Origin of the sequence: Arcticibacter sp. (genome assembly GCF_045629565.1) — a bacterium.
Classification (GTDB): Bacteria; Bacteroidota; Bacteroidia; order Sphingobacteriales; family Sphingobacteriaceae; genus Arcticibacter.
This window is the reverse complement of record NZ_JAZQRL010000001.1, coordinates 1-17,525: the sequence shown is the minus strand read 5'-3', so window position 1 is coordinate 17,525 and position 17,525 is coordinate 1. Positions and strand designations below refer to the sequence as shown.

At 41.4% G+C, this 17,525-nt stretch carries 12 protein-coding genes; all 12 read left to right on the top strand.

The window, feature by feature from the left end:
• Positions 1-24: 24 nt before the first annotated feature.
• On the top strand, positions 25-3,222 hold the full coding sequence (locus ACKI5J_RS00060; protein WP_407425268.1) for a SusC/RagA family TonB-linked outer membrane protein: 3,198 nt from the start codon (positions 25-27) through the stop codon (positions 3,220-3,222).
• Positions 3,223-3,232: 10 nt separating this feature from the next.
• Entirely contained in the window at positions 3,233-4,936 is a 1,704-nt protein-coding gene (locus ACKI5J_RS00055) for a RagB/SusD family nutrient uptake outer membrane protein (RefSeq protein ID WP_407425266.1), read from the top strand.
• A gap of 24 nt (positions 4,937-4,960) precedes the next feature.
• Entirely contained in the window at positions 4,961-6,616 is a 1,656-nt protein-coding gene (locus tag ACKI5J_RS00050) for a DUF5018 domain-containing protein (protein WP_407425264.1), read from the top strand.
• Positions 6,617-6,685: 69 nt separating this feature from the next.
• Positions 6,686-8,140, top strand: coding sequence for an alpha amylase family protein (locus ACKI5J_RS00045; protein WP_407425262.1), 1,455 nt, complete (start codon positions 6,686-6,688; stop codon positions 8,138-8,140).
• A 56-nt stretch (positions 8,141-8,196) separates the two neighbouring features.
• Entirely contained in the window at positions 8,197-9,474 is a 1,278-nt protein-coding gene (locus tag ACKI5J_RS00040) for an MFS transporter (RefSeq protein WP_407425260.1), read from the top strand.
• 11 nt (positions 9,475-9,485) lie between these two features.
• Positions 9,486-10,175, top strand: a complete 690-nt coding sequence (locus ACKI5J_RS00035) for a GDSL-type esterase/lipase family protein (protein WP_407425258.1) — start codon at positions 9,486-9,488, stop codon at positions 10,173-10,175.
• Between the two features lie 7 nt (positions 10,176-10,182).
• Positions 10,183-10,866, top strand: a complete 684-nt coding sequence (locus ACKI5J_RS00030; RefSeq protein WP_407425256.1) for a GDSL-type esterase/lipase family protein — start codon at positions 10,183-10,185, stop codon at positions 10,864-10,866.
• Positions 10,867-10,963: 97 nt separating this feature from the next.
• Complete coding sequence (locus ACKI5J_RS00025) at positions 10,964-11,902, top strand: DUF4434 domain-containing protein (RefSeq protein ID WP_407425254.1); 939 nt, start codon at positions 10,964-10,966, stop codon at positions 11,900-11,902.
• 11 nt (positions 11,903-11,913) lie between these two features.
• The gene (locus ACKI5J_RS00020; protein ID WP_407425252.1) at positions 11,914-13,086 is read left to right on the top strand and encodes an AGE family epimerase/isomerase; all 1,173 of its coding nucleotides are present in this window, start codon (positions 11,914-11,916) and stop codon (positions 13,084-13,086) included.
• A gap of 163 nt (positions 13,087-13,249) precedes the next feature.
• Complete coding sequence (locus ACKI5J_RS00015) at positions 13,250-15,115, top strand: beta-N-acetylhexosaminidase (protein WP_407425250.1); 1,866 nt, start codon at positions 13,250-13,252, stop codon at positions 15,113-15,115.
• A gap of 196 nt (positions 15,116-15,311) precedes the next feature.
• Entirely contained in the window at positions 15,312-16,244 is a 933-nt protein-coding gene (locus ACKI5J_RS00010) for a hypothetical protein (protein ID WP_407425248.1), read from the top strand.
• A 156-nt stretch (positions 16,245-16,400) separates the two neighbouring features.
• Positions 16,401-17,426 carry a LacI family DNA-binding transcriptional regulator gene (locus ACKI5J_RS00005; protein ID WP_407425246.1) on the top strand — a complete coding sequence of 342 codons (1,026 nt, stop codon included), beginning with the start codon at positions 16,401-16,403 and terminating at the stop codon, positions 17,424-17,426.
• Positions 17,427-17,525 lie beyond the last annotated feature (99 nt).

Here is a 17,525-nt window from a genome sequence, read left to right as displayed (position 1 = left end):
ATATAATAATCAATCCCTCATCTCATGCCAAAATTTTTTACAAAGAAAAAGAAGTTGCCATGGCTAGCTCTTTTCATGGTCTTCTGCGCGTTGTGTTTCGATACAATAGTTTTTGCCCAGACGCGACCGATAAGTGGCACGGTTACAGACAGCAAAAATGAGCCATTGCCTGGTGTTACCTTAAGGGTGAAAAATACCTCTGCTGCAACAATGACCGATGTAAACGGAAAGTTTACTTTAAAAGTTCCAGATGGACAAACCGTCATAGTGGCATCCTATCTTGGTTTTACTACTCAGGAAGTTTCAATAAGCGGATCTTCTATAAACATCAAACTTTCCGAATCTCAGTCTCAGTTAAACGAAGTAATTGTAGTAGGTTATGGTACGCAAAAGAAATCGAACGTAATTGGATCTGTGGCGCAGATTACGGCCGATGATTTTAAACAGGCGCCTACTATGAACGTGTCTAATATGTTAGCTGGCCGTTTGCCTGGTATCACCACTTTGCAGCAATCGGGAAGACCTGGTGCTGATGGGTCGACAATAAGGGTACGCGGGATAGGGTCAAACCAGGGAAGTCAGGGGCCAACTGTGATTATCGATGGTGTAGAACGCACCATGGATCAGTTTTCACAACTAGACCCTAATGAGATTGAAACTGTTTCCGTTTTGAAAGACGCTCTTTCTTCTTCAGTGTATGGTATAACGGCTGCTAATGGTGTTATTCTGGTCACTACTAAAAGAGGTAAAAACCAGCGGCCAACTGTCTCTTATGATGGTGGTGTCAATGTGAATTCAAATACACGTTTTCCAAAATTTTTAAATGGGCCGGATTATATGGAATGGTATACCCGCGCTCAGGAAATGGATAACGATTATTTTATTAATACCGGGCTGGATCCAAGGGCTATGGTATACACACAGGAAGAGATTGATGCACTTAGAAACGGTACCAATACCAATCCTTTATTGGGAAACACCGATTGGGTGGGTGAGCTGCTGGATAAAACAAGTACTACTCAAACACATAGCGTTACTTTGCGTGGCGGATCAGACAAAATCCGGTACTTTTCTAATTTAGGTTACTATGATCAGGACGGCATTGTCGACAGAACCGGTTTTAAGCGGTTTAATGCCCGAACTAATCTGGACGCTGAAATTAATTCAATTTTTTCAGTTGCCCTGGATTTGAGCGTAAGACAGCAAAAGACATCAGCGCCCGGAATATTGCCGGAAAATACCGCATACATGAATCCGTTTTATCAGGCAGTGAGGACTCTTCCAAACATGCCTAAATATCATAACGGGATTCCGACGGCATCAAATAGTGGAGGTGGTTATGTAAATCCGTTAGCGGCAGTAAGTGAATCGGGGTATCAAAACACCATGTCGGACGTTTTTCAGGGTGGCTTGACGTTTAATGTAAATATTCCCTGGGTAAAAGGCTTGAAAGGTAAAGTCATGACTACCTATGACAAGACCAGCACTGAAAATAAATCTTGGACAGTACCGTATCAACTAATGGGGAAGACCCGTGAGCAGATTTCGGGAGATTTTATTTTGGTCAACCCCCCCGGGTTAACTGTAAATACTTTAAGACAATCTTATAGTCAGAATAATCGTATCACTTTTCAGCCGAGCTTGAATTATAATCAAACTCATGGCGACCATACGATAGATGTGCTCGCATTGTATGAATGGTCTCAACGAAAAAACAATGTATTTTCTACCGGGGCAAGAAATTTTGCGCTTACTGATATACATGAGATCAATTTCGGAAGTACAGCTACAAATGACTTTATCTCCCCAACCGGAGAGAGCGGCGTAGTTGCAAGACATGGGTATGTAGGACGAATCAATTACTCTTACAAAAACAGGTATTTGTTAGAAGTGGCTGCCAGAGCTGATGCTTCCTTAAACTTCCCGGTGGAAGGGAGATGGGGCTTTTTTCCTGGTGCAGGTTTGGGATGGATCGTAAGTGAGGAGGCTTTTTTCGAGAAGGTAAAAAGTACTATGAGCTTCTTCAAATTAAAAGCGTCTATTGGAACAACAGGAAAGAACGAAACAATAGGTTCTTTTGCTTATCTGAATACGTTCTCTCTTACTGAAAACCCGGTTGTAGTTATTGGGGGACTTCCAGTTTCTGCTCTTTATACCAGTGCCCCGGGGAATACTGGATTAATCTGGGAAAAGCATACTATGGCGAATTTTGGATTCGAAGCCGAGTTTAAAGGGGGGAAATTCGGAATAGATTTCGATTATTTCTATAAAGAAGCACATAACATATTAAATTCTGTAGCCGCGTTGTACCCGGCTTCAGTAGGCCATTACTTCTTCTCTACAGTGAACGATGGAATAGTTGCAAACCGCGGCGTTGATTTACAATTAAGGCACAGAAACCAGATAGGAGATTTCAGATATGGCTTAACAGCTAATTTTAACTGGGCGCGAAACAAGATCTTGAAGATAACTGAAAATCAGAACCTCCCTGAATGGCAAAAACGTACCGGAAGAAGTGTAGGTGAAAAATTAGGTTTCGTTGCTGATGGTTTTTATGAAACCTGGGAAGAAGCAAGAAATGGTAGCTCGCCAAGTGCCGGATTTTTAGCTCCTGGATTCTTTAAGTATCGTGATCTGAACGGCGACGGAAGGATTACCAGGGATGCGGATATGACCTGGGTAGGAAAATCGAATACTCCTGAAATTATGTATGGTTTGAATTTAGAGGTGGGTTATAAGGGCTTTGATCTTTCTGCGCTATTTCAGGGAGCGGCTATCTCATCTGTAGCTCTCGGCGGTGTATATGAAGGGTCAAGCAATGTTGAGGGGATTGAAGATAATAGTCCGTTTACAAGGACGTTTTATAACTTCGGTAATACACCTTATTATTTAGCGGAGCAATCTTGGACGCCTGATAATCATAATGCAAATTTTGGAAGGTTAACCACTAATACTGCATCTTTCTCACCACATAATGCAAATGCCAACTCGGCTCACGTCATTAAGAATGATTACTTAAGATTAAAATCTATACAGTTAGGTTACACATTGCCAAAATCGTTATTCAATAACAAAATCGAGCGTGTTCGCTTAAACGTGTCAGGATTTAATCTTTTTACCTGGGATAAGTTGAAATACCTTGATCCTGAATCGCCTAATGTGAACAATGGGTTCTATCCACAACAAAAAATGATTTCAGGTGGTGTCAGTGTTACTTTTTAATCAGAGAGTCATGAAAAGTTTTATAGAATATATCAAACAGTCTTTTTTTGTAACGGTAATAGCGGTCATCATAAGCTCTTGCAGTATAGAAAATGATCCAACCAACCAGTATTCCGAATCATCGGTTTACAGACAAGAGTCAACTATTCGGCAGTATATGCTGGGAATGTATAATGAGTTTAACACTTTCAGATTTGGAGCTTTCCCTATCGGATACGAAAATGCAACTGATGCACTGACCGATATTATGAAGTATACTTCGAGCACATCTGGGAATGGTACCGTAAATATCCTGGCAACCGACGCTTCCAGGGTTAATGCTGCAGGTCCTCAACTAAATTACTGGAGTTCAGGATATAATCGTATATCTCGTTTGAATGAGCTAATTAAAGGTATTAAAGAGTCGCCCAATCCTTTAACAGACCAGCAGAAATTACAATATGAAGCAGAGGCCCGTTACATCAGAGGCTATGTCTATTTCTGGTTGGTAAGATTGCACGGAAGTGTTGTTATAATGGACAAATTAACTTCGGAAAAAGATAACCCCCGTTCGAGTGAAGATGATTGTTATAACTTCATCGCTGCTGATTTCGCTTTTGCAGCTGAGCATCTGCCAAAAGCATGGGACGCGGCGAATGAGGGCAGGGCGACCAAGGGGGCAGCTTTTGGAATGCTCGCCCGCACATGGTTATACGCGGCTTCTATAGCTGAATATGACAAAAAGCAATTCAATGCTGATGAACTGACGGGAATTCCACAAGCTAAGGCCAGATCATATTATGAAAATGCAGCTAATGCATCCGGAGAGGTCATTAAGCTCGCCGGAGAAGGCTATTATGCATTGGATGATAATTTCGCTTCCGTATTTTCGAATAAGAATACTAAGGAAGCGATTTTCAAAATGGTCTACATGAGACCTCAAATTACTCATACTTACGATTTAGGTTTTGTTCCTCCCCGCGATGTTCCTGGTCAGGCTCTTGTATATGGGGTGCCGACGGCCGAGTTGGTAAACGAATTTGAGATGGCAGATGGAAGTAGTTTTTCCTGGTCGAACCCTGCCATGAGTGCTAACCCTTATGCCAATCGCGAACCAAGATTCTACGCTTCTGTTCTTTATAATGGAGCTGCATGGAAGGGGAGAACTATTAATACATCAACGTCTGACCCTCTGGAAGGAACAGTTGAGTATGGTACTACATCTGATCCTAAGAGAACAGTAAGCGGATATTATACTAAGAAGTTCCTGGACGAATCCAATACCGACATCATTGTAAACAAAAGCACCCAGAGCTGGATCGAGATGCGTTATGCTGAAATCTTGCTGATTGATGCTGAGGCGAAAACAAAAACAGGCGATTTGGGTGGAGCAAAAACTTCTTTAAATACATTAAGAAATAAGCGCGGTTTACCAGATGCACCGGCACAAACTGCGGCTGATTTAATGGTGGCTATTGAACATGAAAGAAAAATAGAACTGGCGTTCGAAGGGCATCGTTACTGGGATTTAAGAAGATGGAGAAAAGCTCACACCGTATTGAACAATGTGAGATTTACCGGTCACAGACCTGTGGGGAACGGAGGAGCGTTTACTTACGAGACTATATCTGTAGATAATGCAAATCGCCAGTTCACTCCGGCTTTGTATTACATGCCAATCCCTCTCGATGAGGATATCAGAAACAACGCACTCGAACAAATCAGAGGCTGGTAATACACTGTTGTTAAAAATATTGACATGAAAAAAATAATGTTATCACTTATCGCAGCTTCATTCTTGCTAGGAAGCTGCAAACAAGCTGAAGAAATTGTTCGGAACCAGAACAATGAGCTTGCAGATATTTATGCAACCAAGGATGGGGCTGGAAGTCAAAGGCTATTTGAACCTAGATACAGTGCTAATAATGATACCATCTATTTTGATATCCCTTATTTCTACCCGGTAGACTCTGATATCGAAACAGATCTGACCAAAATTATTTTGAGATCTACCGTTCCTTCAGATGCTACCGTAAGCCCTGCATTAGGAGGTTTTATGGATGTAAGCAAACCATTTGATCTCTCAATCAGATCAGGAAGCGGGGAGGTCAATAATTATGTTGTTGTTTCCAGGAAAGTTGGAGATTTATCTATCAAATCTGCCAAAATAACTTTTGGAACTGAGGAAATTGACGCTATCGTTAATGGGAACGACGTGATCTTCTTCGTTGTTCCGGGAACCGACATTTCAAGTGCGGTGTTAAACTATAAAATTAACAAACATTCCACTGCCTCTATAGCGAATGAAAGTCCCATTGATCTATCTCAGAATAGAAGTTTTCGGGTAACAGGGATAGATGGTGTTTCCAAAACCTATACATTAAAAGCACAGGAACCTAGTAAGTTAGAATATGGAGTAGGAATAAACAGAAGGCTTTGGACAAAGACTAGTGCAGACTTAGGTCAAGGTGGGGGCCAGGATGTTTCTATGGCTTTAAGTGGAGATTACCTGGTGGTGGTTATCAGGTCTAATCCTGCGGTTTACAGGGTGTACAACAGACAAACAGGAACGTTTGTGCAAAATATGGTAAATCCAATTGTTGGGAATTCGTTTATGATCGCTAATGATACTGTCGGTAATCTGTTGAGTAGTTCATATACAGCTAGAAATGGCAGGTTTTTAATGTATAAATATAAGAGTCCTACGGATGCCAACCCGGTTAAGCTGGTAGACTGGACTAACAGTACGTCCACTTCAGTGTCTGCCTCAGATGGAGGTATCGGCAGAAGAGTTCATGTTTATGGTGATCTGAATTCTAAGGCTGTCATTATGGCCACGATCGGTAACTCAAAATCCATCTACAGATGGAGAGTTGAAAATGGAAATCTGATCAGTAATACACCAGAGCTTTTGGAGTATCAAAATGTTATTGGAGCTACCGGGCACATGGGTTTTTATCCTGAAGCACAACCCGTATCGGGTGAGTCGAATGCGAACTATTTTATTAATTACGCAGGAGATGTTGCCCTGGTAAATGGCGGAACACAACAAAAAATTGCAGGGTTTTCTCTGACCCCTAATGTTGTAGGTACATCCCGCACGGGGATCGGTTTTGCAGAGTTCAATAACGCAAAGTTCATGGCTTTAGTGAAATATCAGGCAAGCACTGTAACTAGAGCAAGGCTTGGCGTGTTCGACGTGACAGAAACCGCGAAAATTACATTGCCTTTTACTGATTCACGTTATTCCACTTTGAGTATGTATGAATCTGAAGACTTTACTACGTCAAGCAATCCAAACAGTACCTCAGACATATGTATTGGCTTTTCTCCAGATAGAGAAAGAATGCAGGTTTACATGCTCTTAACCGGTGGTGGGATACTTGCTCAGGAGTTTACAAAGTACGCACCGTAGCCTTCAGTCCGGTCAGTGGTGTTGCGATGGCCTTACATGGTTATCGCATCACTGTCTGAGCGGATTAAAATGAAAACAGACAACGACAGACAGACAAAAAATCAAGGTGATACACAGATGAAAATACTAGGTTTAGCATTGAGCGTGATAGCAGCAGGATTGTTTACACTATCTTCCTGTAAAAAAGCTTCAGCACCTGACGGAACGGAGCCCGAAGTAACGACACCCGAAGTCAACGATACTCTAAGGATGAAAGAGGCCGTGGCATGGATAGATGCAAGGTCTAATGTTTTCGGTAGTTACGGTAGGTTTCTTGATACAGGGCAAATACGAGCTACGCTTGATACGATGAAGCAGGTAGGGATTACGGGTATTGTTTTAGACGTGAAGGGTAGTTCCGGGCACACGATGTATGATAGTCAATATGCTGATAACGCATTTGTTAAGGAGGGTAAACATTTGCCAGCAGGTGTAGATTACGTCGGATTCATGATTGCAGAGGCAAAGAAAAGGAAAATGAAGGTCTTTTGCTCTATGGTGACCTTTGTAGAGGGAGACCGGGTAAGACGCCAGGGTAAGGTATATGATGATCCCGTGTTTAAAGATCAATACCAGTCTATCGTGTGTGACATTGCCGGGAACCGTGTCCCCATTACCTCTACGGATAGGAACGGGTTCGTTAATCCGGCGATTCCGGCTGTACAGGACCGGGCGATAAATATCATCAAAGAAATTGTCAGCAAGTATAATCCTGATGGTTTTTTAATGGACTATGCCCGATATGCGGATGCCTACGCAGACTTTTCCGATTACAGCAAAAATGATTTTATTAAGTTCCTGGAAACAAAATATAACGACAATGACGCAAAGAACATGAAATTTCCCTCAGACATTGTTAGCAGCTGGAAGCAGAATGGTGATGCAATTGTTCCAAACGCTACCGGGAAATATTTCAAACGGTGGTTGATCTATCGCTCTACAGTAATCCGTGACTTCTTCTCTAAGGCAAGGACAGCCGTAAAAAGTGTAAATAGCAATGTGAAGTTTGGTACTTATGTAGGTGCGTGGTATGCGACTTACTATCAGGTAGGAGTTAATTGGGCTAGCCAGGACTATGACCCCTTTAACGATCGCGAAATTCGTTTTGACTGGGCTTATCCGGATTATGAAAAAACAGGATATGCCGAACAGCTTGATCTTTTAATGACGGGAAATTATTTCACCCAGCTTTATATCGATGATAACCCAGCTACTACCGGAATGAAATATCACTGGTGGAGTGTAGAAGGTTCTTTAAAAGGCGCAAAGTACGTCACCCGTAATAAAATGCCTCTATATGGTAGTTTAGATATGGGAAATTTGAGCTGGCCTGACGAAAAATCTGTCACAAACACGATTAAATATTTAAGGAACAATTCAACGGCAGGTGTGATGCTATTTGATATCATTCATGTATATGCCCCGCAAGCTAACCGCTTGAAAAAGCCATTGTGGAATGCGATAAGAGAGGGGTTGAAAGATTAAGTGTGCGTTAAGCCACAGATCTCTTCCCCGGAAACCGAACTACTAAAATTTAAAAAGTGACTCAAACAAAACACTTCAATCCTATCCTGTGGATTCCGACAACATGGTTTGCTATGGGCCTGCCCTTTGTGGCCTTGTCGGGTGCAAGTTCTATCATGTATAAAAACATGGGTATATCTGATACCCAAATAGCTTTTTGGACGTCGCTGATTATGCTGCCATGGACCTTGAAGCCTTTATGGGGGCCATTCCTGGAAATGTATAAAACAAAGAAATTCTTTGTATTTACGACTCAGATTTTTACGGGCATATTATTCGGCCTTCTGGCTCTTACTTTGCAGTTAAATGAGTTTTTTAGTTTCTCTATAGCTATTCTGACCATTATTGCTATCAGTGGAGCAACGCACGACACCGCGGCTGATGGGGTTTATCTCAACGAACTCAATCCGAAACAACAGGCAAAGTTTGTTGGTTGGCAGGGTGCATTTTATAATATAGCAAAAGTGTTTTCAGGGGGGGTATTGGTTTACCTGGCCGGGCAGCTTGAAAAGGAAATAGGTATTCCAAATGCGTGGATGGTCGTCATGTTTGTATACGGTTTGATTATGGTCACGCTTGGTTTGTATAATATGCGGGCGTTGCCTTCAGGGACTTCAGCAAGTGATACATCGACAGTGCGGGAGGGGTTTGCGACGCTGAAAGATGTGATTATTACCTTTTTTCAGAAGAAGAATATTTGGTATAGTCTATGCTTCATTGTTTTTTATCGTTTTGCAGAAGGACAGGCCATAAAAATAGTTCCCTTGTTCTTTAAAGCCACGAGAGCTGAAGGAGGCCTGGGTTTAAGTACATCTGAAATCGGATTGCTGTACGGTGTCTTTGGTTCGATAGCTTTCGTATTAGGATCACTGCTGGCAGGTTATTATGTTTCCAATAAAGGGTTAACCAGAAGAACCCTTTTGATTTTATGTTCCTTCTTCAACTTTCCATTTGCAGCTTACGCATTTCTGGCCATCACTTTGCCTACCAACCTGTATATCATTGCAGCAGCAGTTGCCATCGAATATTTGGGGTACGGATATGGGTTTGTCGGATTAATCTTGTTTATGATGCAGAATATTGCTCCGGGGAAATACAAAATGGCTCATTATGCATTTGGTAGTGGTTTAATGAATCTTGGCTTTATGCTTCCTTCAATGATCAGTGGGCTGTTGAGTGATATGCTGGGGTATAAAGAGTTTTTCATCTGGGTACTCATCGCAACTATACCTGCTTTTATAGTAACGTGGCTCGTTCCGTTAAGAGCTCCGGAGGAGAACGAGGAAGTGACATAACATGACATGACATGAGTAAGTTTTTATACAAACTGATAGGAGTAATGAATGTAGCAATGCTATGTTCATTTTATGCTAAGGGGCAGAACCTTATAGACAGCAGTTATCTGACAAACCAGTATTCGCTGCGGCTCGATTATTTCAGGAAGATGCCTGACAGAAAAAACGAGATTGTTTTTCTGGGAAACAGTTTGACCGAAGGCGGTAAGTGGCAGGAAATGATCAAGAATAAAAATGTAGTTAACAGAGGGATAAGTGGTGATGTTACGTACGGTATTATTGCGAGACTGGACGAAGTCGTTTCTTCAAAGCCAGCAAAGATTTTCCTGTTATGTGGTATAAATGATATGAAGCGAGGAATTTCCAATGAGGTCATCCTTGGAAATTTCAGCCAAATCATTCAGATGATAAGAGCTGCCTCGCCTAAGACTCAACTATACATTCAAAGTTTGCTGCCGGTAAATGAGAAAATGCTGCCGGTAGCGTATGCAGAGATAAATAACAGTAAAATAAATGATCTAAACCGGAACCTGGAGGCGTTGTGCAAGGAAAAAGACGCAGCTTATGTGAACCTTCACCCGGTACTTGCTGATGAAAATGGTAGCCTTAGGAAAGAGTTGTGTATAGATGGTTTGCATCTGCGGCAAGCTACTTATATTTTATGGACTGACTATCTTAACAAAAATGGTTTTTTAAAATAGCAAGAGCATGAGGAGTTTGAACATTACCCTAACAATATTGCTCGTATCTGTATTAGTCACAAGAGCTCAAAGTCAAAAGATAGACAGCAGCTACGCTAATTGGTATTATCAGCAACGACTGGAGTATTTTGACCATATGCCACCAGTGAAAAAAGCTATCGTTTTTCTGGGAAATAGCATAACAGAGAGAGGCGAGTGGCAAGAGTTATTTGCTGACTGCAAGTATCCTGTGGTAAACAGAGGTATTGGTGGCGACAACTCCTTCGGTATTTTGGCAAGAATGGATGAGGTGCTAAGGGCTAAGCCAAGAGCTATCTTCCTAATGGACGGAATCAATGACCAGTTCAGAAAATTACCCCACGAAGTCAGCATCAATAATTATCGTCGCATTATACGAACAATTAAAGCGATCTCTCCACGAACCAGGATATATCTGGAAAGCGCATTGCCAATCAATGAGTCTATGACATCAGAACCTTATACGAAAGGTAGAAATGTGCTGGTGCCCCAACTGAATGAGAAATTGAAGGCCCTGGCGGAAGAAGAGCGGATTACTTATATCGATATATGTCCTTTATTTCAAGACGAAAAAGGCGTCTTGAAAAAAGAATTCACCATGGACGGGGTGCATTTAAAGCCTGCGGCATATATAGAATGGGCGGCTTTTTTAAAGAAAAATAAGTATTTATAAATCAAAGTATTAAGAATAATTACTAAGCGCATGAGCTATCATTATTTTAAAACCAGGAAGTGTCATGTGAACAATAAAAAAATTTAAAAGATATCAGATGAAGATAACAGGAACATTTATAGACGAGATATCGCATGATATTCCTCATCAAAATTGGGGCGAGAAAGAGTGGGATCAGGATTTTGCGCACATGAAGCATATCGGGATAGATACCGTAATCATGATCAGGAGTGGATATAGAAAATTTATTACCTACCCATCAAATTATCTCATGGCAAATTATGGATGCTACAGGCCCTCGACCGACTTAGTTGACCTGTTTTTAAGGCTAGCTGACAAATACAGTATGAAGTTTTACTTTGGTCTTTACGATAGCGGTATCTATTGGGATACGGGCAACCTTCAACATGAAATAGATGCTAACCGATATGTTGTTGATGAGGTTTGGGCAAAATATGGCCATTATAGAAGTTTTGGCGGTTGGTATGTAAGTACAGAAATCAGCAGAAAAACAAAAGGAGCCACCGAAGCCTTCAGGACCCTGGGCATGCAGTGCAAAGGTATCAGCAATGGCTTACCTACATTAATCTCTCCTTGGATAGATGGTAAAAAGGCAGTAATGGCGTCATCCGCCGCTCTAAGCAAAGAAGACGCTATTTCAGTTAAGGAGCATGAAGAGGAGTGGGGAGAAATCTTTGAAGGTATTTCGGGTGCTATTGATGCTGTAGCATTTCAGGACGGACATATTGATTATGACGAGTTGCCCGCTTTCTTCGAAGTTAATAAAAAGCTGGCCGATCGTTTCGGCCTGGAATGCTGGACCAATGTGGAGTCATTTGACCGCGATATGCCTATCAAATTTCTTCCTATAAAGTTTGATAAACTCCGTTTAAAGCTGGAAGCTGCAGCTAATGCCGGTTATGACAAGGCGATTACCTTCGAATTTTCGCATTTCATGAGTCCGCAATCTGCTTATATACAGGCCGGACATCTATACAACAGGTATCAGGAATACCAACAAGGATCGATTATTTGAGAGAGAAGAATATGAATAATTTCAGTGGAGTATATAAAGAAGAGCTATTAAATAATATCATCCCATTTTGGATGAACCATTCGAAGGATGAAAAGTACGGAGGATATTTCTCTTGCCTGGACCGCCAGGGAAACGTTTTTGATACCGATAAATTTATGTGGCTGCAAGGGAGAGAAGTGTGGATGTTTGCTACGTTATACGATAAGCTACAGGCCAAACAAGAATGGCTGGATATGGCCGTTCATGGTGCAGACTTTATGAAAAAATATGGGCGTGATGCGAAAGGTAACTGGTATTTTTCTTTAAATAGAGAGGGTAGACCTCTGGTCCAGCCCTATAATATCTTTTCCGATTGTTTTGCAACTTTGGGATTTGGCGCGCTATATAGTGCAACTGGACACGAAGAATACGGAGCAATCGCTAAACAGACTTTTGAGAACATCCTTAAAAGAAGGAATAACACTAAAGGCAAATACAATAAAATATATCCCGGCACAAGAGACCATAGGAACTTCTCTTTGCCTATGATTTTAAGTAACCTTTCCATAGAAATTGAGCATTTACTTGATAAATCTCTTGTCGATCAATTGATACAAGAGGTGATTGACGAAGTCATGAATGTCTTCTATCAACCGGAACATGGCATTATTTTCGAGAACGTAAATATAGATGGTTCATTTTCAGATAGTTTTGAAGGTCGCTTGCTTAACCCTGGACATACCATAGAAGCAATGTGGTTTATGATGGATCTTGGTGTGCGTCTGAATGATAAAAACCTCATCAATAAAGCCTTGGATATTGCCTTAAAAGCATTAGAATATGGTTGGGATAAGGAGCATGGTGGAATTTTCTATTTCCTCGATTTCAAGGGTTATCCGCCACAACAGCTGGAATGGGACCAAAAGCTCTGGTGGGTGCACGTAGAGGCATTGGTTTGTATGGCTAAGGGCTATGTGTTGACCGGTAGAAAAGAAGCGGGTGCCTGGTTTGAAAAATTGCACGAGTACACTTGGGGACATTTTAGAGATGAGGAATATGGAGAGTGGTTTGGTTACCTTAATAGGCGAGGTGAGGTACTGTTGAATTTGAAGGGGGGCAAATGGAAAGGTTGCTTCCATGTTCCCAGAGCTCTTTTTCAGATTTATAAAACGTTGGAACCACAGCCAACACCACAATTTGTATAACTTCCCACAGTGGCAACGTGTGAGAGCACGTTTATAGTATTCAATTACAGAAATGAACAGAGCTTTGTTAGATGCATTAGGGCCAGGAATAACGCGAATCAGTAAATCCGTCAACAGAGATTTGATTAAAAATCTCTTAGTGGTCTTTATTATAATTGGGCCAGTGATAGCTAAAGCAGAAAGTAGACTTGCTATTATTCCCCAACCCGTATCGGTAAAGGACATGCCTGGCGAGTTTACTTTACCCAGGGATATAGCTGTTTATGCAGAGCAAACGGAGAAAGTAAATTATGTACTATCCTATTTAAGAAAAAGAATACATCGGGCTACAGGGAGGAATGTCCGTATTGCCAAAAAACTATCTTCCGGAAATACGATTAATCTTCAGTTACTGAAGACAACAGATCCTAACATTGGTGATGAAGGGTATATGCTATTAGTTACTAAAAAGGGTGTGACTATAAAGGCAAACCGGGCTGCGGGATTATTTTATGGAGTGCAAACTTTATTGCAATTGCTACCTAAGGAAATTGAAAGCGGGGTAATCGTGGATGCCAATTGGTCGATACCTTGCACAGAAGTTATAGATTATCCGAAACTATCCTGGCGAGGGCTCATGCTTGACGTATCACGACATTTTTTTACCAAAGAAGAAGTGAAGCGATATATCGACAACATGGTCATCTATAAGTATAACTTACTGCATCTACACCTTACAGATAATGAAGGCTGGCGGATTGAAATTAAAAAGTATCCCAAGTTAACATCTATAGGAGCCTGGCGTGTAAACAGAGTCGGCAATTTTGGTACTTTTACCCCACCACGCCCTGACGATCCCAGTGACTATGGAGGTTTTTATACGCAGGAAGATATCAAGGAGATGGTGCAATATGCAAGAGAGAATTTTGTTGACATTCTCCCGGAAATTGATGTCCCGGGACATAGTCTTGCTGCTGTAGCGGCTTATCCCGAATTATCATGTACACCTGAAGCTGTGAACTACAGGGTGCGGTCTGGAGAGAAAATAATGGATTGGTCGGCAGGCGGAGAATTGCCACAAGCGATATATGATAACAACCTTTGCCCTGCTAATGAACGTGTTTATGATTTCCTGGATGATGTTATCAAGGAGATTGCTCCACTTTTTCCTTTTTCCTATATCCATATGGGAGGAGACGAAACTTCTACCAATTACTGGGAGAAAAGCGAAGCGGTGAAAGCGCTGATGAAGAGGGAAAACCTTAAGGATATGCATGCAGTTCAAGGCTATTTTAGTACAAGGGTGAAAGGTCTGGTGGAAAAGAATGGTAAAAAGTTTATGGGATGGGATGAAATTCTAACTGGAGGGCTTTCACCTGATGCCGCTGTAATGGCTTGGCGAAAGCCAGAAAAAGGCGTGGAAGCTTCTCTTAAAAAACACAAAGTTGTAATGACGCCTTTTAATTACACGTATCTGGATTTGATGCAGGCGGATGCGATAACTGAAGCGCCAGTTTATAAAGAAGTTCGCCTGAAAAAGGCCTACCAGTTTGAGCCATATCCGGAAGGGGCAGATGTGGCGCAGATCATGGGAGGACAGGCTAATATCTGGACAGAACAGATTTACAATATCAGACATGCAGAATATATGACCTGGCCAAGGGGTATGGCTATTTCGGAATCTCTTTGGTCTGCAACGGGAGCAAAAAATTGGCCAGACTTCATTAAACGTGTCGAAAGACATTTTGAGAGGTTGGACATCTCCGAAACCAAATATGCCCGCAGCATGTACGATCCTGTATTTAAGGCCTCCTTGTCCTTGAAGGGGCAGTTGAAGATAGAGCTCAGTACAGAGATAGAAGGCCTTGAGATTTATTATAGCTTCGATAATTCGTTTCCGGATAGGTATTATCCCAGATATACCGAGCCGCTCATCCCGCCTTCAGATGCTACATTGCTAAGAGTGATTACCTATCGGGGGAATGAGGCTATTGGCCGAATGCAGAATATGCCATTAGAAGAATTAAAGAAAAGGGTGGAAAAGAAATAAACTCAGCCTGTCAAATATTTCCATTTGCAACTTCATTATACACAATTTGTGATTGCAGAACCAGTCATCATTGAAATAAAACTGTCGATTAATCGAAAGTTTGTTACGCAGTTATTATCTTTCGGCAATCGTTTGTAGGTATGAGACCTTAAAACACTAAATCGGCGATATGCTTGCCTAGTTTTAAAACTGAAAGATGAAAAAGCTTTTAACTTGTTTGATTGGAATCCTGGTATATTCTTCTGTTTTGGCCCAGGAGTACAGGGGCAATCGAAATTTTTTGCTTAGAGATGAAGGCCTCTCACAGGTCAGCTTTATAAACCTCGATGACTCGACTGCCAACTGGTATGTTAAAGTACCTGCAGGTCGTGATTTGCAGCTAGTCGGAAATGGAAGCGTGCTGGTAAGTACTGGTACCGGATACCAGGAGCTTGATATTCGTTCAGGAAAGATGCTGAAAGAAGTCTCTGATTATCCCGGCGCGGTAATGGCACGGCGATTAAAGAATGGTAATACGTTACTTGTTGGATTGAATTGGGAAAATAAGAAGGGTATTGTTTTGATGGAAGTTGCTTCGGACGGAACAAAGAGAAAGGTTTTGAATTTCCCGGAACACGATTATGTCCGACTGGTTAGGGCTACAGCAAAGGGGACTTACTTAATTACAGCTAATACCGTTGTATTTGAATCTGATGCTGACGGAAATGTTATTTGGAAAGCCGCTTTGACTGGACCGAAGAAAATTAATTCCTGGCAGGCAGTTCGCGTGAAAAAGAATAAAACTATTGTTAGCTCAGGATATGCGGTCAATTTTCAAGTCCTAAATAAAGACGGATCTCTCAGTACAATCTTCACTGGTTCAAAGGAAGTAAATCCGCATTTCTTTTCAGGCTTCCAGGTTTTACAAAACGGAAACTATCTGGTTGCCAACTGGCAGGGGCATGGACCTAATTTCGGCAAAAGCGGTCACCAGCTCCTCGAGTTCACACCCAAGGGCAAATTAATCTGGTCATGGAAGCAGGATCCCGCGAAGTTTTCTTCTTTGCAAGGGGTTATAGCGCTTGATGGGTTAAATCCGGAATATTTATATATTGAAGGAAAGGATGGGAAGCTTAAGAAGCATAGATAAGTAGCTTTCTTGATTCGAGTATATCCCTAAAGTTATCAGATGGTTACCGCTTGCTGATCTGTATAAGTGATTGCATTCAATTACTTATTAGTACCTTTCGCGTTTTTATAGCCTAAAATTACTTATCAGCCATGTGGAATTGGCAATTGACTATTCATGGAAAATCAGGTAACCATTAAAACCATTGCAAAAAACACCAACTTTTCATTAACCACAGTTTCTCGTGTGCTGAACGGATCGTATGAGAAATATCGGATCTCGAAAAACACAAGAGATCGTGTTTTAGCTGAGGCAAGCAAGCTTGGCTATATTCCGAACATGGCGGCTAAGACGCTAAGATCCAATAGAAGTAATACCATTGGACTTGTCTTACCATCTTTAAATAACCCGTTTTTCTCTACTGTAGCAAGCACAATAGCTCAGGTGTTTTTTGCTCAGGGCTTCGTTGTGATGATGAGTGATTGTGATAATAGCGAGAAGGAAGAGAAGAAAATTATACAAGCTTTCCTTTCTCAAAATCTCGTTGGAATTATCGTCATTCCTATGGGGGTAAAAAGCAATTACGAAATCCTGAACAGCAACAACATTCCGACCGTGTTTATTGACCGGTTTTTTTCCGATATGGATTTCTTCTCTGTCTCTACGGATCACTATAAATCGGCATTTAAGCTGATGGAATATCTTGTTGAAATGGGCCATCAAAAGATTGCATGCATACAAGGTGATGAGAGTGTTATATCCAATCAGCTTAGGGTCAAAGGATATCATGATGCGATCTCTACATTCGGCTTAACATATGAATACCTTGGTGGCAATAGCTTTACATCAGAAAAGGGGTATTTAGAAATGAAGTTATTGGTGAATAAAAAAGATAGGCCAACAGCTATTATAGCTCTTAGTGATACAATCTTGCTGGGCATACTAAAGGCTATAAAGGAAGCAAATATTAAAATACCTGATGAGATGTCGGTTGTGTCAATAGACAATTCGGCATATCTGGATTTTTTGGAGACTCCGGTCACTTCAATTGAGCAATCTGTCGAACAGATTGCTAACCTAGCGGCAAGTTTGTTGATTGACCAAATCCAAAAGGGTCTTAGAACAATGGCGGATGATACCGAAAAGATCATATTACTGGACTCGATATTGATCTTGCGCTCATCTGTGCGTAATATCCGCTGACCGTACTAGAACCACATCTTTCCTAATATTTAACATCGCAATACATTTTGGAGCTGGCTATGCTGTGAGTAGCCGACGGCACTGTTTTGCTTAAAAACT